This is a genomic window from Streptomyces sp. DSM 42067, from assembly GCF_055792885.1.
This window is the reverse complement of the sequence record NZ_CM147706.1, coordinates 5010451-5029412: the sequence shown is the minus strand read 5'-3', so window position 1 is coordinate 5029412 and position 18962 is coordinate 5010451. Positions and strand designations below refer to the sequence as shown.

Below are 18962 nucleotides of genomic sequence, written 5' to 3'. Positions count from 1 at the left end.
CCGGGCGGGTCGCTGCTTGTCCCCCACTTGTGGATACCGGCACTTGTGTAGACGGGTCGGCGGTATGGAACTCATCGCCCGGCATCCCTCGCCCGGGCGTTGTCCACAGAAAGTTATCCACAGGCTGAGGAGCCCGTCGGCGCGTTGTCGGCGCGTCCAGGCACTATGGGGCCATGACTGAGACCAACGGGGCCACCCCGGACAGCACAGTTGTCCCGCGCGATGCGGCGGCCGTCCCACGTGTCGCGACCGCACCCGACGGCGCGGACATGCCCGACTGGGAGAAGCGCTTCCGTGCGCCGAGAGTGTCCCTGCCGGACTGGGCACAGGACGCGCCGGAGCGGTCGCTGTTCGTGTCGAACGCTTCGGGGACGTACGAGCTGTATGCGTGGGACCGGGCCACGGGCGAGCAGCGCCAGGTCACCGACCGGCCGAACGGCACCACGGACGGCGTGCTCTCACCGGACGGCGAGTGGATCTGGTGGTTCGACGACACGGACGGCGACGAGTTCGGCGTCTGGCAGCGGCAGCCCTTTCACGGCGGTCCCGACGAAGCCGCGGTGCCGGGCCTCAAGGCGTCGTATCCGGCAGGCCTGGCCATCGGCCGGGACGGGCGCACGGTGGTCGTCGGCCGTTCGACCGACGAGGAGGGCTCGACGATCCATGTCGTACTGGGGGCGGGCGGGCCGTCCGAGGTCTATCGGCACCCCGAGTCGGCGGGCGTCGGAGACCTCTCCCACGACGGCTCGCTGATCGCGATCGAGCACACGGAGCACGGTGACGCCATGCACTCCGCGATCCGGGTGCTCCGGCCGGACGGCTCGGTGGTCGCCGAGCTGGACGACACCAAGGGCGGCACGGTCGAGCTCGGCCTCGAGGTGCTCGGGTTCGCACCGGTCGACGGGGACACGCGGCTGCTCGTCGGGCATCAGCGGCGCGGGCGCTGGGAGCCGATGGTGTGGGACGTCGACTCGGGAGAGGAGACGGATCTGGCGCTGGAGCTGCCCGGCGATGTCTCGGCGGAGTGGTATCCGGATGGATCGGCGCTCCTGATCGCGCACAGCTTCGAGGCACGCAGCGAGCTGTGGCGCTTCGAGCCGGCCACGCGCGCGCTTGTCCGTCTGGACACGCCCGCCGGTTCGGTGTCCGGAGCGACGGCGCGGCCCGACGGCAACGTCGAGTTCCTGTGGTCCTCCGCGGCGGAGCCCCCGGTGGTGCGGTCGACGTCCGGTGATGTGGTGCTGGATCCGCCCGGGACGAAGTCGCCGGGTTCGGTGCCCGTCGAGGACGTGTGGGTGGAGGGCCCGGGGGGCCGTATTCACGCCCTCGTCCAGAAGCCCGCCGGTGCGACCGGCCCGCTTCCCACCGTGTTCGAGATCCACGGCGGCCCGACCTGGCACGACAGCGACTCCTTCGCGGCGGGCCCGGCGGCCTGGGTGGATCACGGCTATGCGGTGGTCCGGGTGAACTACCGCGGCTCGACGGGGTACGGGCGGGAGTGGACGGACGCGCTCAAGCACCGGGTGGGCCTGATCGAGCTCGAGGACATCGCGGCGGTCCGGGAGTGGGCGGTGGCGTCCGGCCTCGCGGACCCGGCGAAGCTCGTGCTCGCCGGCGGTTCGTGGGGCGGCTATCTGACCCTGCTGGGCCTCGGCACCCAGCCCGATGCCTGGGCGATAGGGCTGGCGGCGGTCCCGGTCGCGGACTACGTCACGGCGTACCACGACGAGATGGAGGCCCTGAAGGCGATGGACCGCACCCTTCTGGGCGGTACGCCGGAGGAGGTGCCGGAGCGCTTCGAGGCGTCGTCCCCGCTGACCTATGTGGACGCGGTGAAGGCGCCCGTGTACATCTCGGCCGGCGTCAACGACCCGCGCTGCCCGATCCGCCAGATCGACAACTATGTGGACCGGCTCGCGGCCCGTGGTGCGGTCCACGAGGTCTATCGCTACGACGCGGGGCACGGGTCGCTGGTGGTGGACGAGCGGATCAAGCAGGTGCGGCTGGAGCTGGACTTCGCGGAGCGGCACCTCAACGACTGAGGCGACCATGACGCCCGACAGCTGATGCATCCGTGATGCCCGACGGCTGAGGGGGCTGCTCGCGACGGTGAAGCGGAACGGTGGGCACCCCCACGCCGGGCCGCCCGCGCGGCCCCCGTACCGTGGAGGTGTGTACCGGTTCCTGCTGACCCCTCGCTGGTGGGGGATCAACGTCTTCGTCCTGCTGTCCATCCCCTTCTGCGTTTTCATGGGGTCGTGGCAGCTGGGCCGGTTCGAGGACCGTATGCAGGACCACCGGTCCGCCGCCGAGCAGTCCACTCAGGACAAGCACGCCGCGGCCCGGCCGCTCGACTCGCTCCTGCCCGTCGACAAGGAGACGTCGGGCGACCGCGCCACGGCGACCGGCCGGTACGGCAAACAGCTCCTCGTCCCGGACCGGGAGCTGGACGGCAAGCGCGGTTTCTACGTGGTGACGATGCTGCGCACGGACAGCGGCAAGGCCCTGCCCGTCCTACGTGGGTGGCTGCCCGGCGATGCGTCCGCCGCGAAGGCGCCGGCGGCGCCCGCCGGCGAGGTCACCGTGACCGGCGCCCTGCAGGCCTCGGAGAACGCGGACTCCGACGGGGTGAGCGCGACGGGCGGGCTGCCCGCGGGACAGCTAGGCATGATCAGCGCCGCATCGCTGGTGAACCTCGTGCCGTACGACGTGTACGACGCGTGGATCACCCTCGACAAGGCCGACGCGGGCATGAAGGCGGTGCCCGCGACGGAACCGCAGGGAGGCGGGCTCGACCTCAAGGCGTTCCAGAACCTCGGCTACACCGGGGAGTGGTTCGTCTTCGCGGGGTTCGTCGTCTTCATGTGGTTCCGGCTGCTGCGCCGGGAGGCGGAGTTCGCCAGGGACGCCGCCCTCGGGCTGGCCCCCGAGGGCAACGAGCTGAACCCCAAGGACGAGGACAAGGGCCCGAACGCCGATCAGAACCCGGACGGCAGCGGCACCGCTGACGCGGACCCCGCCGGGGCGGGCCGGGTCCCCACCGCCTGAACGCGGCCCACGCCGGAGCGGCCCGGTCCCACCGCCTGAACGCGGACCCCACCGGGGCGGGCCGGGTCCCCACCACCTGAACGCGGATCCCGCCGGGGCGGGCCGCGGTGCCGTTGCCTGAAAGGGGCAGCAGTACCCAGCCCGCCCCGGCCTCTCCTCCCCCACCCGAGGTCTGTGGCGAGGCCCCTGGCGACCGCTCGGTCCGACCGCCGGTCCTACTGCGCCGGGAGCACTCCCGTGTGGTAGATCGTCCCTGCGCACGCGTTCGAGATCGTCGCCGACACCGTCGGGGTGCCGGGTTCCGCGGTGAGGGTGACGAGCACGCTGCCGTCGGCCGTGCCGCCGTCCTCCGTGACGAGCTGGGTCGTCGTCCCGCTCTGCTCGGACGTGCCACCGGTACCACCGCTGGCGCTGTCCGCCGAAGGCGTCGGGTCTGGTGAGGGTTCCTCTGGGCCACCCGTCGTCGGACAGGTCTCCGACGGCACCCAGGCGAACCGCACCTGGTACGACATGCCCGGCTTGAGGATCAGCTGGCTTGCCTCCTGGGACGGATCGGGAAGCCCGGAGTCGTCCCCGGCGGTGTGGTCCACGAGGTTGATCTTCGTGGCGTCGGCCGCGCCCTGCGCCGCGAAGGCCATGCTTCCGGCGGCTTCGACCGTGCAGTTGGCGCTGGAGACGTTCGAGATCGTGAAGGTCCCGTAGACCTTGCCCTCGGCGTCCGCCGGTTCGACGCTCGGCGTGGCGTTGCCCAGTTCGTTCACGCCGCAGGGGGGCGAGCTCGCGGCCGCCGTGCCCTCAGGGTTCGGGCCGCCGGTGGGGCTGCCGGTCGCGCCCTTCCCCTGGTCGTTCTTCTTGCCCTTGCCGCTGTCCTTGCCCGTGGACTTGGATGCGCTCGAGGTGCTGCTGTCGCTCTTCTCGCCGCCGTCCGTGCTCTTGGCGTCCTGGCCGCCCTGAGCCTGTCCGGCGTGTCCGACGACGGAGGACGTGTCCGCGGAACCTGTGGAGTTCGAGACATGGACGAGCGCCGGGATGGCGGTGCCGACGAAGAGCGCGGCGGCGGCCATGCCGACGGCGGCCTGGTGCTTGCGCGCACGGCGCGCGGGCACGGCACGCCGCAGATGGTTGAGGGCACCGTCGGTCGGCTCGATGTCATCGACCGCCTGGTGCAGCATCCTGCGCAGGGCCAGTTCGTCGGAGCCCAGCTCGCCCGGATGGGCCCCATCAGGACCGGCCCCGTCAGCACCCGTCCCGTCCAAACCCGGCCAGTCAGAACCCGTCCCGTCCGAACCCGGCCAAGGGGAGCTGTCGGGCCCGTCGTAGGAGCTTTCGGGGCCGTGATTCACAGTTCCGTTCCCAGCTTGCTGTTCGTGCTCGTACCACTCGGGCCGCTCAGGCCGCCCCCGCCCGGTCTCACCGCCGCCCTGCCGCTCGGGCCGTTCAGGCCCCCAGTGCTGATCGCTCATGCGGGCGCCTCCATGGCGACGCGCAGGGCCGCGATGCCGCGCGAGCCGTACGCCTTCACCGAGCCGAGCGATATGCCGAGGGTCTCGGCGACCTGTGCCTCGGTCATGTCCGCGAAGTAACGCAGGACCAGCACCTCGCGCTGGCGCCGCTGCAGGCCGCGCATGGCCTTGATCAGCGCGTCGCGCTCCAGCTGGTCGTACGCACCCTCCTCGGCGCTCGCCATGTCGGGCATCGGCTTGGAGAGCAGCTTCAGCCCGAGGATGCGGCGGCGCAGCGCGGACCGCGAGAGGTTGACCACCGTCTGCCGCAGATACGCGAGGGTCTTCTCCGGATCCCGGACGCGCTTCCGCGCGGAGTGCACGCGGATGAAGGCCTCCTGGACGACGTCCTCGCAGGAGGCGGTGTCGTCGAGGAGGAGCGCCGCCAGCCCGAGGAGCGACCGGTAGTGGGCGCGATAGGTCTCGGTGAGATGGTCGACCGTCGTGCCCGCGGCCAGGGTCTCCTCAGCGCCCTCGCGCTGAGACGGAATGCGGGCGGGCCGCGCATGGGGCATGGGGGCGATCACCGGCATGCCGCCGCCGGCCGGGCCGGGCATGCGGGTGCGGCGGGGCGGCCGAAGGGTCGCGCCCCTCGCCCGTACCGCTGTGAATTCGAGTACCTCTGCCACGCCAGTTGGACACGGCTCCCCTTGAGAGGGTTGTACGCGTCGGGCATCACATTTGCCCGGGGCACCACTTTTGGCGGTGCGTCACTTGCCCTCATGGGTACCAGCTCTTCCTTTATGCCCCACTTGTCACAGCATCCAGGGGCCCTGACGGGCGACCGCTAAAGACGCTCCCCGCCCCGTGCGCGGTTGCACGGGGCGGGGAGCGAAATCTTCGAACGTCGGCAGGGCTCAGTTCAAGTGGTCTGGACTTTTTTCACAGACCGTTGAACCTTCACGGATTCTACAAAGGATCCCGACTATGGCCAGGCCGTTTCCGGATACCGGACGGGAAGGTGACGAGCCGGCAAACCGTCGGCACCCCCGCACACAGGGCAACCGGCCCTCACGCCGCCATGAACTCGGCAGCCACGAGCTCGGCGATCTGTGCCGTGTTCAGCGCCGCGCCCTTGCGCAGGTTGTCGCCGCAGACAAAGAGTTCGAGAGCCGTCGGATCGTCGAGCGCACGCCGCACCCGGCCCACCCACGTCGGATCGGTCCCCACCACATCGGCGGGCGTGGGGAACTCACCGGCGGCCGGGTCGTCGAAGAGGACGACGCCGGGCGCCGTCGCGAGGATCTCGCGCGCCCGGTCGACGGTGACCTCGCCCTCGAAGCGGGCGTGGACGGTCAGGGAGTGCGTGGTGACGACGGGGACGCGCACGCAGGTCGCGGCGACCTTCAGCTCCGGCAGTCCGAGGATCTTGCGGGACTCGTCCCGCACCTTCATCTCCTCCGACGACCAGCCGTCGTCCCGCAGGGAACCCGCCCACGGCACGACGTTCAGCGCGACCGGCTCGGGGAACGGTCCGGTGGCGTCCCCCACGGCCCGCCGTACGTCGCCGGGTGACGTCCCGAGTTCCGTACCGGCGACGAGCTTCAGCTGCTCCCGCAGGGTGTCGACGCCCGCGCGCCCGGCGCCGCTCACCGCCTGGTACGAGGAGACGACCAGCTCGCGCAGCCCGAACTCCGCGTGCAGCGCGCCCACGGCCACGATCATCGAGAGCGTCGTGCAGTTGGGGTTGGCGATGATGCCGCGCGGGCGCACGCGCGCGGCGTGCGGATTGACCTCGGGCACCACCAGGGGCACGTCCGGGTCCATCCGGAAGGCGGCCGAGTTGTCCACGACGACCGCGCCCTTGGCGGCGGCGACGGGCGCCCACTGCGCGGAGACCTCGTCGGGTACGTCGAACATGGCGATGTCGACGCCGTCGAAGGCCTCCTCGCTCAGGGCCACGACCTCGACCTCCTCGCCGCGCACGGTCAGCTTGCGGCCGGCCGAGCGCGGCGAGGCGACGAGTCGGATCTCGCCCCAGATGTCCGCGTGCTGGGACAGGATCTGGAGCATGACGGTGCCGACGGCCCCGGTCGCTCCCACGACAGCGAGCGTCGGTCGTCCGGTCATCTCCGTACGCCTCCCTGACCAGCGGTCATCGTCGTACGCCTCTCTGTGGCAGACGGCGCGGTCAGCGACCGGTGCCGCCGTAGACGACGGCCTCGTCGCTGTCGGAGTCGAGCCCGAACGCGGTGTGCACCGCGCGCACGGCCTCGGGGACGTCGTCGGCGCGGGTCACGACCGAGATGCGGATCTCGGAGGTCGAGATCAGCTCGATGTTGACGCGCGCATCGCTGAGCGCCTCGAAGAAGGCGGCCGTGACACCCGGGTTGGTCTTCATGCCCGCGCCGACCAGGGAGATCTTGCCGATCTGGTCGTCGTAGCGCAGGGACTCGAAGCCGATGACCGACTTGGCCTTCTCCAGCGCGTCGATGGCCTTGCGGCCCTCGGTCTTCGGCAGCGTGAAGGAGATGTCGGTCAGGCCCGTGGCCGCGGCCGACACGTTCTGCACGACCATGTCGATGTTGATCTCCGCGTCGGCGATCGCGCGGAAGATCGAGGCCGCCTCACCGGGCTTGTCCGGCACGCCGACGACCGTGACCTTGGCCTCGGAGGTGTCATGAGCGACACCGGAAATGATGGCCTGCTCCACCTTCTGGTCCCCTTGCGGTTCGTTGCTGACCCAGGTGCCCTGCAGTCCGGAGAAGGACGAGCGGACGTGGATCGGGATGTTGTAACGGCGTGCGTACTCGACGCAGCGGTGCAGCAGCACCTTCGAGCCCGAGGCAGCGAGCTCCAGCATGTCCTCGAACGAGATCCAGTCGATCTTGCGAGCCTTCTTCACGACGCGCGGGTCGGCGGTGAAGACGCCGTCCACGTCGGTGTAGATCTCGCAGACCTCGGCATCGAGGGCGGCGGCCAGGGCGACGGCGGTCGTGTCCGAGCCGCCGCGGCCCAGCGTGGTGATGTCCTTGCTGTCCTGGGACACGCCCTGGAAGCCGGCGACGATGGCGATGTTGCCCTCGTCGAGCGCCGTCCTGATGCGGCCCGGCGTGACATCGATGATCCGCGCTTTGTTGTGGACCGAGTCGGTGATGACGCCTGCCTGGCTGCCGGTGAACGACTGGGCCTCGTGGCCCAGGTTTTTGATCGCCATCGCCAGCAGGGCCATGGAGATCCGCTCTCCTGCGGTCAGCAGCATGTCGAATTCACGCCCGGTAGGCATCGGAGATACCTGCTCGGCGAGATCGATCAGCTCGTCCGTCGTGTCGCCCATCGCGGAAACGACCACAACCACCTGGTTGCCGTTCTTCTTCGCTTCCACGATCCGCTTGGCGACGCGCTTGATGCCTTCGGCATCGGCTACGGAGGAGCCTCCGTACTTCTGCACGACAAGGCCCACGTGCGCTCCTCGCTCAATCCGTTTCGTTCCGCACATGTGCGGGCGATCCGCATGACTGCGGTCGACTCAGTTTAACGAGCGGCCGAAATCAGCCCCTGTGATATCGCATCGTGAGATGTCCCGCCCACGGCGCGTATCGACAGTCGATCGCGGGGTGACGCTCCGGCCGCTCGGACTGGCGCATGCCCCATCCCGCACCGAGCACTCGGAAAGTGGGGCGGGTCACACCCCCGCGGGTGAATCGTTAAAGTTCAAATACTAGGGTTCGCCCGTGCGCGTACTCCTGGTGGAAGACGACGAACCGGTCGCCGAGTCGCTCCGGCGCGGCCTGCTGCGCTACGGCTTCGAGGTCGAGTGGGTCACCACGGGCCGGGCGGCCCTGACAGCGGCCGGCGCCCCTCATGACCCGTACGACGTCGTGCTGCTCGATCTCGGACTGCCCGACACCGACGGGCTCGACGTGTGCAAGGCGCTACGGGCGGACAGCGATGTGCCGATCATCGTGATCAGCGCCCGCAGCGAGGAGACCGACCGCGTGGTGGGTCTCGAGATAGGCGCCGACGACTACGTCTCCAAGCCTTTCGGCGTCCGCGAGGTCATCGCACGGATACGAGCGGTTCTGCGCCGCGTACAGCCGCGGGCGCAGCAGGCGGGGACCGCGCCCGACCGCTACGGTCCTCGGCTGACCGTCGACCGCAAGGCCGCCCGCGTCCATCTGGACGGGACCGAGGTGACGCTCACGCCCAAGGAGTACGACCTGCTGGCGTTCCTCACCGAGGAGCCGGGCGCGCTGATGTCCCGCGAGCAGATCATGGAAGCCGTCTGGGACGCCAACTGGTTCGGGCCGACCAAGACGCTGGACGTCCATGTGGCGGCGCTGCGGCGGAAGCTGGCGGGGGCGGTCACGATCGAGGCAGTGCGCGGAGTCGGCTTCCGCCTGGTCGTGAACGAAGACGGACAGCCGGCATGATCCGGCAGCTGATCGTCAGCTATGTGCTGCTCGTCGCCGTCGCCGTCGCGGCCTTCACCGTTCCGGTCGCCTTCACGCTCACCGACCAGCTGCGCGGGGACACCGAGCTGTCCGTACGCCGTGAGGCCAAAACCATGGCCCTGCTGCTGGGTGCCGAGAACGATCCCTCGCGTGACGCGCTGGCCGAGATGGCCGAGGCCTACGAGCTGCAGACGCCCAGCACCGTCCAGGCGATCACCGCCGACGGCTCCGGCGTGGGCACGATCTCCCGGCTCTCCCTGGACGACCCCGCCGTGACCCGGGCTCTGGAGGACGGCCGGCCCACCGTCGACTGGGGCTCCTCGTTCGTCTGGGGGCCGTACCTGGTGATCACCGTCCCGGCGGTTTCGCGGACGGACGAGGACGAGACCGTGGGCGCGGTCCGCATCCGCTACAAGACGTCCGAACTCACCGAGCGGCTGTGGACGATCTGGGGCTTCCGGGCGATCCTCGCCGTCGCCGTACTGGCCTTCGCCGCCGGACTCGGCGCCGTCGCGGCACGCCGTCTGACCCGTCCGCTGCGCCAACTGAACGACATGGCGAGCCGGTTCAGCGACGGCGACCTGACCGCGCGTTCACCGGTGACGGGACCGCAGGAGACCCAGACGCTGGCCCGCACCCTCAACCAGGGCGCCGAGCGGCTCGACACCCTGATGGCCGCCCAGCGCATCTTCGTCGCGGACGCCTCGCACCAGCTGCGCACCCCGCTGACGGCGCTCCGGCTGTCCCTGGACAACATCGCGGACGGCGTCGACGACGAGTTCGTACGCGAGGACGTGGAGCAGGCCACCGCCGAGGTGGTGCGGATGAGCCGCCTCGTCAACGGCCTGCTGGTACTGGCCAGAGCGGAGGCGAAGGTGTCGGCGGCGGAGCCGCTACCGCTGCGGGACATCGTGCAGGAACGCCTCGACGTGTGGAGGCCGGCCGCCGAGGAGCGCGGAGTCACCATCGCGCTCGGGGGGGTTGCCGACGGCCGGCTGCTGGTGATGGCCACCCCCGGCCACCTGGACCAGGTCCTGGACAACGTGCTGTCCAACGCCCTGGAGGTCTCACCGGACGGCGCCACGATCACCGTCCGGGTGGAGCCGCGGGGCGACGAGGTGGAGCTGGCGGTGCTCGACGAGGGCCCCGGCATGTCCGACGCCGAGAAGTGCCGCGCCTTCGACCGCTTCTGGCGGGGCCAGGGCCTCACCGGGCGCTCCGGCTCCGGCCTCGGCCTCGCCGTCGTCAAGCAGTTGGTGACGGACGACGCCGGGACCGTGGCGCTGCGGGACGCTCCCGGCGGTGGCCTGTGCGTGGCGATCAGCCTTCGGGCATCGCAGAGGAGTGGTGGTTGACGATCTTCCACTCCCCGTCCACCTTCTCGTACGCGTACGTGTAGCGGGCCTCGACGGTGCGCTTCTCGCCGGTCTCGTGGTCGGTGAGCGCGAACTCGTACACGCCGGTGTCGATCGCCGAGTTCGAGTCGAGGACGTCGACGTGCGTCTTGACCTTCGTGCCGACCGGCTTGTTCTGCAGGAAGTGCTCGAAGTAGTCGACGATCCCGGCGCGGTCGACACGGACCTCGTTGGACACCGTGGGGAGGAGGACGGCGTCGCTCGCGTACAGGTCCGCCACCTTCTCGGCGTCGCCGGTCCCCAGCGCGGCGTTCCAGTCGTCGAACAGGCCGGCGATCTCGGTCTTGCCGGGCTTCCCGTAGTACTCGCCCCCTGCGACGCCGACACCGGCGGTGATGGTGCCGGCGGCAACGAGGGCGGTGGCGGTGACGATGGCGGCACGCTTGCTTATGGAACGACGGGTCATCGCAGTCTCCGTTGCAGGTCTGGGGGTTTGCTCCCTCCGCTTTCCTCTGCGGTGGAAGTGACTCCAGACTCGCGTTTCACCGGTTAGGGCCCGTCCAGCGCACGTCCAGCCCTCGTACAAGCCTCGTCCAATTCACGAAAGGCGACGGCCCACATACGGCTTCTCAGTCCACGAACTCCTTGAGTGCCTCGGTCTCCAGGGTGAGACCCACGGGGTCCGGAATCTTGACGGCCGCGCCGTAGGACTCCTTCACCTGGCGGCGGTAGCGGCCGTCTTCCGGGTTCGTGAATACGGTGACCGAGCAGTCGTCGCGGTCGATGTTCACGACCTTCCCGTTGACGAACTCCAGCCACACGGTTTCGGGCGCGTGGCGCTTCAGCTCCTCGAACTCCTCGACGGACATCTGGGGCCGGTCTGCGGTCCTGGGGGTCATGGCGTCGCCTCCTCGACTCCATGGTGCCCTGACCGGCGTCTCCTGCACGCTCATACGTCGCTCCCGTCCAGCGGGCCGCCCTCGTGAGGACCGCCCTGGTCGTCGTCGGCGGGACCCGTGATCCGATCGATCCGTGCATCGACCTCCGCGCGTTCCACCTCGGTGAAGGGCCCGTACTCCGCCTCGTACTCCCGCATGGCCGCGAGCCCGGCGGCGCGCAGTTGCTCGTGGTTCGGATGCGTGCCGAGGTACTCCTCCACCGCGTCCGCCACCACGGCATCGATCGGTCGCCGGTCAGCCGCGGCGTATGCCGTCAGGCGGGCGGCCAGATCGGCGCCGAGATCCACGGACAGGCCCCCAGCCTCATCCGGCCCGGTCACATCCTCCTCCCGGCCTTCGACCGCAGGCCGCCCGCCGCACGCACCTCCGCCGCCCAGCGGGCGACGTCCACCACGTCCACGTCAGGTCGCGGGCCTGCCAGGAAGGTCTCCGGCACGGGCGAATCGGCGTCCCGTCCGGCGTCTCCAGCCCGAGCTCCACACGGCACTCGCGGCACAGACCGTCGATGATCTCCGCCGTCCGCTCGTCCGCGTCGCAGGTGTCGCAGGTGTCGCAGGCCATGATCACCCCGCTCGATCTGTGAGACGCGGGCCTGGGAGATCCCCAGCGACTCGGCGACCTGAGCCTGCGTCAGCCCCTGCTCCTCACGGATCTCTCGCAGGTGGTAGCCCACCACGTGCGCTTCGGTCGCCGTACGCGCCGCCTGCTTGCGGGACTCCCATTCGGCGTCGGACACCTCGGGTTGGTTCTCCCGCATCCGGCGCTTGACCTCTGCCCAGCTGCTGTACTGGCTCATCGGGCCTTCCCGTCCGCAGCCGCTGCGGTGGTACGGGGAAGCCTCCCCGCCCGGCTGCGCGTAAGGCGCTGCCGGGGGAGGCTGCGTGCGGCTTCGTGCCGCACTAGCCGGCGTACCGGCGCCGGACTCGCATTCCGGTGGTTGCCGTGATCGCGGCGCCCGCCAGCACCAGCCCAACGCTGGTCGCGGCCAGCCTGGCCACGGGAACGGGCGCACCGGTTTCGGGCAGGGCGCCACCGGGGCAGGTGCCGCCGTTCCCATCGGCACCTCCAGTGCCACCACCGCCGCCCGTGCCACCAGCGCCTGGGCATCTGTAGCTGTCCGTCACGGAGACGCGACTGGTGACCCCCTCACTGATCGTGGTGACAGCCGGGTCGATCACGACATCGGCGCCGAGGACGGCCCGCTCGTTCTCGCCCGTCGCGGTCTCCCTCACGGTGCACCGCGTGCCAGTCGGGATGCCGTTGACCACCGGCTGCGGATAGGTGCCGGCCGCCGCGCCCGCGGCGATGGCGAACTGGCGGTCGAAGGTGCCGTCCGGATCGTCGCAGTCGAGTTCGATGACCGCGATTCCCTGCAAGCCGGCTCGCGGACCCGCGATGGTCTTGACGACCTGCAGGGAACCGAGCGCCCGCGCATAGGTGTTGGTGATGGATACCTGCTGGGTCTCCTCGGAGGCGATCGTGATGGTGGTGGGGTCGATGACGGTCGTGGCACTGACGAGGCCGTTGTCGCCGTCCGAGCTCTCGGTGATCGTGCACACGCTGCCGGCCGGGATGCCGGTGAGCGACCGGGAGTGGTCACCAGCGGGCGTGCCCGCTGCGAAGGTCACCGTGCGCTGCTGGTCGAGGTCCGAGTCCGGGTCCTCGCAGTCGACCTGGATCACCTTCTCGGCCTGGAGCCCTGCCGCTTCACCGCCGATCGCGAGCCCGAACTGCACGGCGCCGGCGGGGAACGGCTGGAGCACGGCGCCGGCCCGCACCACCAGTTCGGTCTCCTGCGCCAGTACGAGTGTCTGGGCGTCCTCCAGGGCGGGGTTCGTCCCGTCATAGAGCAGGACATTGCCCTCCAGCACGTTGGCGACGCGTTCGAGGACGAAGCCCTGCGGGTCGTCGTCCGAAACGCTGCGGGCCCACAGTCGCGCGCCGGGCTGCACGGTGTTGCCGTCCTGGAGCTGGTTCTCGCCCGCGGCGTCGGTGAACACCTCGACCCCGGTGATCTGGATCGTCGACGGGCCGTCAGCGGTGACCGTGAACGGGCCTACGATCTCGCCGGTTGCCGGCGCCGGCATCTGCTCGGGAGTGACGGACAGCTCCGGTTCCTGCGGCTCCGGGCTCGGCCCGTTCGCCAGTGCGTCCGCGACGATGGCCGCGGTGGACTGTCGGATGGGTGAATTGGCGAGCTCGGCGGGGGACAGCACGTAGTTGTCCGTGAAGAACCAGATGGCCGCCTGCACTGCGGCCGCTCGCTGGGCTGCGGTGATGCCCGCGGGTTCGCCGGTGGTCGGGTAGTAGTTCTGCAGGATGTACTCGACGTAGCCGAGGTTCGTGACGTGCGCCTCGCTCCACTCACCGAGCTCATAGTGCACCCCGACCTCGGTGTCGGTGTGCAGGTCGATGCAGTACGTAAGGCCGGTTCGCCCGCTGACCGGGTCCTCGATCACGATCGCCCCGGCGAACGCCGCGGCGTGCACGGTTGATCCGTCGGGGATGGTGGCCGGGTATCCGTCGAGCGGGTCGAAACTGTCGGGCGCCGTGGAGCCGTTGACGGTGGACCCGCTGCCGACACCGGTGATCGTGGCCTCCGTGAACAGGCCCGCCGGATCGTTGAACACGGGGGTGGGCTGGAACTCCGCAAACGCGGCCGTGGAGTTGGCCAGGGCTACGAGCACGCCAGCCACACCAAAGACCACCGTACGCATGGCCGTCTTCGCGAGCGACCGGCACAGCCGGAGCACGCGGTCTTGGTACCTGATCAATATGTCCCGTCCCCTGCAGAGGTGAATGGGGTATGGAAGAGGTTTCAATACCCCATGCGGCCATTCAGTGACTTTTCGGACATATATTGACAGCGTGTCACGCAGGGTTGACGGCGACATGATGACAGCCGGTACGGGCCACGCTCACGACGGACCAATCACACATGCGTACGAAAATTCCGGCAGCTCCGGAAGAAGCTCTGGCCGGACTCCGGTGATTACTTGACCGTTCGCTCCCGCATCCCCAGCGGCCCCGCGATCTCCCGGGCCATGACCTTCCCCGCCTCCTCCGCGAGCGCCTCGTCGCCGAGGTCCTGGTCCGTGTCGAGACCGTCCAGCTCCTCCAGGGGCTGGTTCAGGCGGACATGGGCGACCAGGGACTGCAGCGCGCGCAGGGCGGCCGAGGCCGTGGAGCCCCAGTTGGAGAAGTACGAGAACTGCCACCACCACAGGGCCTCGACGGTGCGGCCCTCGCGGTAGTGGGCCATGCCGTGGCGCAGGTCCGCGACGACATCGGCCAGGTCGTCCGAGATCCGGCAGGCGACCGGCGCCTTCCGCGGCTCGTACGGGTCGAAGACCTCGGAGTAGACGTCGACCGGGTCGAGGATGACGGCGAGGCGCTCGCGCAGCTCGTCCACGTCCTGCTCGGGGCCCAGGTCCGGCTCGTAGCGCTCCTCCGGCACGAAGTCCTCGTGCGCGCCCAGCCTGCCTCCCGCCAGCAGCAGCTGCGACACCTCGAGGAGCAGGAAGGGCACGGCCGAGTCCGGCTCGTCGCCCTTCGCGACCTCCTCGACGGCGACGAGGAAGCTGCCGACCTGGTCGGAGATCTGGACGGCGAAGTCGCCCGGATCGTTCGTGACCGTGTTCAGCGTGGCGTCAGACATCTAGGAGTCGTCTCCCCTCGAAAGCGCGGCCCAGAGTGACCTCGTCCGCGTATTCCAGATCGCCTCCCACCGGGAGTCCGCTGGCCAGACGGGTGACCTTGAGGCCCATGGGCTTGATCATGCGCGCGAGGTACGTGGCCGTGGCCTCGCCCTCCAGATTCGGGTCCGTGGCCAGGATCAGCTCGGTGACCGTGCCGTCGGCGAGACGGGCCAGCAGTTCCCGTATCCGGAGATCGTCGGGGCCCACGCCCTCGATCGGGCTGATCGCGCCGCCCAGGACGTGGTAGCGGCCGCGGAACTCCCGGGTCCGCTCGATCGCCACGACGTCCTTGGGCTCCTCGACCACGCAGATCACCGCGGGGTCGCGGCGCGGGTCGCGGCAGATGCCGCAGTTCTCCTCCTGGGCGACGTTGCCGCAGACCGCGCAGAAGCGGACCTTGGCCTTCACCTCGAGGAGCGCCTGGGCCAGCCGGCGCACATCCGTGGGCTCCGCCTGCAGGATGTGGAAGGCGATCCGCTGCGCGCTCTTGGGACCGACGCCGGGCAGCCTGCCCAACTCGTCGATGAGGTCCTGGACCACGCCTTCGTACAACGGACTGCCTTCCTTCTGCTGCTTCGGTACGTACCGTGCTTCTTCGTCCTTGGCACGTACGGTAGTTGGCCGCGCCTGTTCCTAGAAGGGAAGGCCCGGAATGCCGCTGCCGCCGCCGAGTCCCTGGGCGAGCGGGCCCAGCTTCTGCTGCTGCAGCGCCTGTGCGTTCTCGTTCGCCGCCTGGACCGCCGCGACGATCAGGTCGGCGAGGGTCTCGGTGTCCTCCGGGTCCACGGCCTTCGGGTCGATCTGCAGGGCGAGCAGCTCGCCTGAGCCGTTCACCGTCGCCTTCACGAGGCCGCCGCCCGCCTGGCCGTCGACCTCCGTCGCCGCGAGCTCCTCCTGCGCCTGGGCGAGGTCCTGCTGCATCTTCTGGGCCTGCTGCAGCAGCTGCTGCATGTTGGGCTGGCCACCACCGGGGATCACGATCAGCTCCTGGGACTGGCTGGGACTGGGAAGTACGGCTGGATTCCCGACCGGCCGGGTTCTCGCCGGGGCTGGATTCTCGCCGTGTTTCTGCGGTTCTTCACCTGGCACGAGCCTACGTGGTCAGGGTGGCGCGCGCTCCAGCACTCTTTCGAGTGACGCGGCGGGGACCCCTATATCTGATCAAGACCCCCTTCCGGGCGGAAAGACCTCGAAACAGCCCTCATGCCCACCCATTGGGCGGTAGGAAGGGTGCCGCGCTTCAGCATCAGGCGCCGCACATTCATCGCACGTTCATCACGTACCGCAGCAGGTGCAGCAGGTAGGGAGTGCCGGGTGAGCCAGCCGGAGATGCAGCCCGAGGGGCCGCCCCAGGTGGGGCGGGGCGAGCGTGGAGGGGCCGGGCGGGACGACGACCTGGCGGGGCGGCCGTTCCCCCTCGGGGACTGGGGCGAGCCGGCCGAGCGGCTCGACGAGCTGTACCGCTGGGTGGAGCGGGGCGCGCTGACCACCGCCGAGTGGTATCTGAGGGACCGGACCTGGAAGCGGCGGGGTGCACGTGCGCTGCGGGCCGGGACGGCGCTGGGCGCGGTCGTGGGGGCCGCACTGCCCGTACTCGATCTGACACGGGTGGTCGGCGGTGTGGCGCCCTGGGGGTGCCTGGCACTGCTGCTCGCGGTGGCCTGCGCCGTGGGCGACCGGTACTTCGGGCTGACCGCCGGGTGGATGCGCGACGTGGCCACGGCGCAGGCCGTGCAGCGGCGGCTACAGGTTCTGCAGTTCGACTGGGCTTCGGAGTGCGTACGGGAGGTGCTGGGGCCCACCGAGGGCACGGCCGGTGAGGCCGCCGAGCGGTGCCTTGGGGTGCTGCGGCGGTTCTCGGAGGATCTGACAGAGCTGGTCCGGGCCGAGACCGCGGACTGGATGGTGCAGTTCCGGTCGGGGGCTGTGCCGCTGGGGATGCGGGCCGGGTGCGCGGACGGCGGGGCGCGGATGCCCGAGGGGCCGCCGCCGGGGCGGCTCCTCGGGCCGCCCGTCGCGCCGGGGGCTCGGCCCAATATGCCGCGGCAGCGGCCGCCGGAGCCGAGGTGAGGGCTCCCCCTGTGGGGATCAGCTAAAGATGATCATGGAGCCTTGGGCGAGGCTCCGGGTCGCGGCCGCGTGAAGCCCCAGCCACACATGGCGTTCCCGCGCGAAGGGACTGTCTTCGTGGGGAGGCTGCGCCGCCGGTTCCTCCAGGGCCGTGGGCGCCGCGGGCGGGGCGGGGGCCGCCGGAGGGTTGGCCGGGTCGATGCCTATCGAGGGGGCCACGTACTCCAGTTCCCGCAGGAGCGCCTGTGAGGAGCCCAGCGGGCCGCCCCCGGCCAGGAGCTCGTCGTTGGTGAGCGGCGTCGGGAAGTCCACCGGGACGTACGCCCCCGCGTGGTCGTAGTGCCAGACCAGGTGGGACTGCTGGGCCGTCGACTCGAACATCTCCAGGAGCTGTTCGTAGTCGCCGCCCAGCTCGTCGACGGGCGTGACGGCCAGCCCGCAGATCTGCAGCAGATACGCGCGGCGCAGAAAGTGCAGCGCGTCGTAGTCGAAGCCGGCCACGGGCGCCACGTCCCCGGACAGGCCGGGCATGTACGCGTAGACGGGGACCGGCGGCAGTCCGGCCTCTCCCAGTGCCTTGTCGTAGAGCGCGAGTTCCTCGGCGAACGGATTGTCGGGGCTGTGGCACAGCACGTCGACGAGCGGGACCAGCCAGAGGTCACATGCCAAGGGAGCTCCTCGCGTAGCACTTCACGGTGGTCAGGGCAGCGTAGTGCCGGAGCCGGTCCCTCAGCTGCCCTGCTGCAGATCCCATATCCAGACACGCAGCGGTCATTCCGCAGCCAGTCGCTCGATGAGCTCGAGGGAGTGCGCGTGGTACCCGGCGATGATCGAGAACGCGGCGTTTCTGTCCCGGCGCACGAATGCGTCGACGAGTTCGGTGTGGCCGGACCACAGCACGCCTTTGAGATCGTCGACACGGCGCAGATAGCGGACCGCGCAGGCCCAGGACTGGACGAGCAGGCGGTGCAGGAAGTCGGAGAGATACGGGTTGCCGAAGAGCACGGCGAGCTCGCGCCAGAAGCGGATGTCGTAGCCGATGAGGACGATCAGGTCACCGGCGACCGCGGCGCGCCGGGCCTCCTCTCCTCGGCGGCGTACGGCGAGCAGCGTGGCGGCGATGGTGGCGGCCTGCCCTTGCCCGGGGGCCTGCCCTTGCCCGGGAGCCTGCCCTTGCCCGGGAGCCTGCCCTTGCCCGGGAGCCTGCCCTTCCCCGGGAGCCTGCCCTTCCCCGGGAGCCTGCCCGTGCCCGGTGGCCTCGGACTCGGACTTGGCCGTGGGCGGTGCGGGCGTCTCGCGCCGGCGGCGGAGGGCGTCGATGTCCCGGAACATCGCCTCCGCGATGAGGCGGCGGGCTTCGACGAGGCTGCGGTAGTCCGCTGCCGAGAACTCGTGGACGCAGAATCCGCGGTGCTGGACGGAGTCCAGCATGCCCTGCGCGGAGAGGTCGACGAGGGCCTCGCGGACAGGGGTCGCCGAGACGCCGTACTGCTCGGCGATCTCCTTGACCGTGAACTCCTGCCCCGGCTCGAGACGTCCGGCCAGCACCTCGTCACGGAGCGCATCGGCGATCTGCTGTCGCAGAGTGCTGCGGGTGACGGCGCTGCCGCGCATGGTGAGGTCCCTCTCGGTGTTGCTTTACGGGCACGCCAGCCTACGCGGATCGGTGCGGTGTGCACCGGTTGTGGTGCAGACCACTTGTGGTTCAGACCACGCGACCTGTGCCGCCTGCGGCGACCGCGCCCCCTTGCCGGAGGGCGCGCACCTCTCCGTCGGGTGGATGATCGCCACCTGCCGGTGGGCGGGTCGGGGCCGCGCACCCACCTCCCAGCGGTAGCTGAGGGAGGAACGATTGTCCACAACGGTGCCGACCGCAGGCCTTCGGAAGCTGCGCACAGGCCGTACGCGAACGCGCCCGCCGTCGTGGGTTGTGGCG

19 protein-coding genes are annotated in these 18962 nt (G+C 70.2%); 5 read left to right on the top strand and 14 right to left on the bottom strand.

The annotated features are described in order from the left end of the window. Positions 1-173 precede the first annotated feature (173 nt). Both ACSMXV_RS23080 and ACSMXV_RS23075 read left to right on the top strand, forming a co-directional pair. On the top strand, positions 174-2042 hold the full coding sequence (locus ACSMXV_RS23080; protein WP_473173217.1) for a S9 family peptidase: 1869 nt from the start codon (positions 174-176) through the stop codon (positions 2040-2042). Between the two features lie 130 nt (positions 2043-2172). Continuing rightward, positions 2173-3048: an SURF1 family protein gene (locus ACSMXV_RS23075; protein ID WP_473173216.1), complete on the top strand. Its 876-nt coding sequence runs from the start codon at positions 2173-2175 to the stop codon at positions 3046-3048. A 215-nt stretch (positions 3049-3263) separates the two neighbouring features. On the opposite strand, the gene ACSMXV_RS23070 is transcribed toward ACSMXV_RS23075, so the two are convergent. From ACSMXV_RS23070 to ACSMXV_RS23055, 4 genes are all read right to left on the bottom strand, one after another. Beyond that, positions 3264-4511: a hypothetical protein gene (locus ACSMXV_RS23070; protein ID WP_473173215.1), complete on the bottom strand. Its 1248-nt coding sequence runs from the start codon at positions 4509-4511 to the stop codon at positions 3264-3266. Further along, positions 4508-5179 (bottom strand): SigE family RNA polymerase sigma factor, encoded by a 672-nt coding sequence (locus tag ACSMXV_RS23065; RefSeq protein WP_473173214.1) that lies wholly within the window; start codon positions 5177-5179, stop codon positions 4508-4510. The genes ACSMXV_RS23070 and ACSMXV_RS23065 overlap by 4 nt, the downstream gene beginning before the upstream one ends. A 382-nt stretch (positions 5180-5561) precedes the next feature. Next, positions 5562-6620, bottom strand: coding sequence for an aspartate-semialdehyde dehydrogenase (locus tag ACSMXV_RS23060; RefSeq protein WP_473173213.1), 1059 nt, complete (start codon positions 6618-6620; stop codon positions 5562-5564). 61 nt (positions 6621-6681) lie between these two features. Then, a complete protein-coding gene (locus ACSMXV_RS23055; protein WP_181656066.1) occupies positions 6682-7953 on the bottom strand; it encodes an aspartate kinase in 1272 nt (423 codons plus the stop codon). Between the two features lie 271 nt (positions 7954-8224). Between ACSMXV_RS23055 and ACSMXV_RS23050 the strand changes: the two genes are divergently transcribed. Both ACSMXV_RS23050 and ACSMXV_RS23045 read left to right on the top strand, forming a co-directional pair. Continuing rightward, on the top strand, positions 8225-8923 hold the full coding sequence (locus ACSMXV_RS23050) for a response regulator transcription factor (RefSeq protein ID WP_473173212.1): 699 nt from the start codon (positions 8225-8227) through the stop codon (positions 8921-8923). Then, the gene (locus ACSMXV_RS23045) at positions 8920-10299 is read left to right on the top strand and encodes a sensor histidine kinase (protein ID WP_473173211.1); all 1380 of its coding nucleotides are present in this window, start codon (positions 8920-8922) and stop codon (positions 10297-10299) included. Before ACSMXV_RS23050 ends, ACSMXV_RS23045 begins: the two co-directional genes overlap by 4 nt. Here ACSMXV_RS23045 and ACSMXV_RS23040 read toward each other — a convergent pair. The 8 genes from ACSMXV_RS23040 to ACSMXV_RS23005 form a co-directional block, all read right to left on the bottom strand. Continuing rightward, complete coding sequence (locus tag ACSMXV_RS23040) at positions 10265-10765, bottom strand: SgcJ/EcaC family oxidoreductase (protein ID WP_473173210.1); 501 nt, start codon at positions 10763-10765, stop codon at positions 10265-10267. The two genes, ACSMXV_RS23045 and ACSMXV_RS23040, sit on opposite strands and share 35 nt — an antisense overlap. A gap of 163 nt (positions 10766-10928) precedes the next feature. Continuing rightward, positions 10929-11198: a hypothetical protein gene (locus ACSMXV_RS23035; RefSeq protein WP_473173209.1), complete on the bottom strand. Its 270-nt coding sequence runs from the start codon at positions 11196-11198 to the stop codon at positions 10929-10931. Between the two features lie 50 nt (positions 11199-11248). Continuing rightward, on the bottom strand, positions 11249-11578 hold the full coding sequence (locus ACSMXV_RS23030) for a hypothetical protein (protein ID WP_473173208.1): 330 nt from the start codon (positions 11576-11578) through the stop codon (positions 11249-11251). Beyond that, positions 11575-12054, bottom strand: a complete 480-nt coding sequence (locus ACSMXV_RS23025; RefSeq protein ID WP_473173207.1) for a helix-turn-helix transcriptional regulator — start codon at positions 12052-12054, stop codon at positions 11575-11577. Before ACSMXV_RS23025 ends, ACSMXV_RS23030 begins: the two co-directional genes overlap by 4 nt. 103 nt (positions 12055-12157) lie before the next feature. Further along, complete coding sequence (locus tag ACSMXV_RS23020) at positions 12158-13954, bottom strand: DUF5979 domain-containing protein (protein ID WP_473173206.1); 1797 nt, start codon at positions 13952-13954, stop codon at positions 12158-12160. 296 nt (positions 13955-14250) lie between these two features. Next, a complete protein-coding gene (locus ACSMXV_RS23015) occupies positions 14251-14916 on the bottom strand; it encodes a DUF5063 domain-containing protein (RefSeq protein ID WP_473173205.1) in 666 nt (221 codons plus the stop codon). Continuing rightward, positions 14909-15508 (bottom strand): recombination mediator RecR, encoded by a 600-nt coding sequence (gene recR / locus ACSMXV_RS23010; protein ID WP_181868020.1) that lies wholly within the window; start codon positions 15506-15508, stop codon positions 14909-14911. The genes ACSMXV_RS23015 and recR overlap by 8 nt, the downstream gene beginning before the upstream one ends. Before the next feature lie 81 nt (positions 15509-15589). Further along, positions 15590-15934: a YbaB/EbfC family nucleoid-associated protein gene (locus ACSMXV_RS23005; protein ID WP_181656076.1), complete on the bottom strand. Its 345-nt coding sequence runs from the start codon at positions 15932-15934 to the stop codon at positions 15590-15592. A gap of 336 nt (positions 15935-16270) precedes the next feature. On the opposite strand from ACSMXV_RS23005, the gene ACSMXV_RS23000 reads away from it, so the two are divergent. After that, positions 16271-17026 (top strand): SLATT domain-containing protein, encoded by a 756-nt coding sequence (locus ACSMXV_RS23000; protein WP_473173204.1) that lies wholly within the window; start codon positions 16271-16273, stop codon positions 17024-17026. Between the two features lie 18 nt (positions 17027-17044). Here ACSMXV_RS23000 and ACSMXV_RS22995 read toward each other — a convergent pair whose 3' ends face one another. Beyond that, positions 17045-17695, bottom strand: a complete 651-nt coding sequence (locus ACSMXV_RS22995; protein WP_473173203.1) for a hypothetical protein — start codon at positions 17693-17695, stop codon at positions 17045-17047. Positions 17696-17797: 102 nt separating this feature from the next. Then, entirely contained in the window at positions 17798-18640 is an 843-nt protein-coding gene (locus ACSMXV_RS22990) for a GntR family transcriptional regulator (RefSeq protein WP_473173202.1), read from the bottom strand. Positions 18641-18962 lie beyond the last annotated feature (322 nt).

Excerpts from the sequence above, each read along its gene's own strand:
- ACSMXV_RS23080 (WP_473173217.1), top strand. The coding sequence starts at position 174 with ATGACTGAGACCAACGGGGCCACCCCGGACAGCACAGTTGTCCCGCGC.
- ACSMXV_RS23070 (WP_473173215.1), bottom strand. The coding sequence starts at position 4,511 with ATGAGCGATCAGCACTGGGGGCCTGAACGGCCCGAGCGGCAGGGCGGC.
- ACSMXV_RS23060 (WP_473173213.1), bottom strand. The coding sequence starts at position 6,620 with ATGACCGGACGACCGACGCTCGCTGTCGTGGGAGCGACCGGGGCCGTC.
- ACSMXV_RS23045 (WP_473173211.1), top strand. The coding sequence starts at position 8,920 with ATGATCCGGCAGCTGATCGTCAGCTATGTGCTGCTCGTCGCCGTCGCC.
- ACSMXV_RS23040 (WP_473173210.1), bottom strand. The coding sequence starts at position 10,765 with ATGACCCGTCGTTCCATAAGCAAGCGTGCCGCCATCGTCACCGCCACC.
- ACSMXV_RS23035 (WP_473173209.1), bottom strand. The coding sequence starts at position 11,198 with ATGACCCCCAGGACCGCAGACCGGCCCCAGATGTCCGTCGAGGAGTTC.
- ACSMXV_RS23025 (WP_473173207.1), bottom strand. The coding sequence starts at position 12,054 with ATGAGCCAGTACAGCAGCTGGGCAGAGGTCAAGCGCCGGATGCGGGAG.
- ACSMXV_RS23015 (WP_473173205.1), bottom strand. The coding sequence starts at position 14,916 with ATGTCTGACGCCACGCTGAACACGGTCACGAACGATCCGGGCGACTTC.
- ACSMXV_RS22990 (WP_473173202.1), bottom strand. The coding sequence starts at position 18,640 with ATGCGCGGCAGCGCCGTCACCCGCAGCACTCTGCGACAGCAGATCGCC.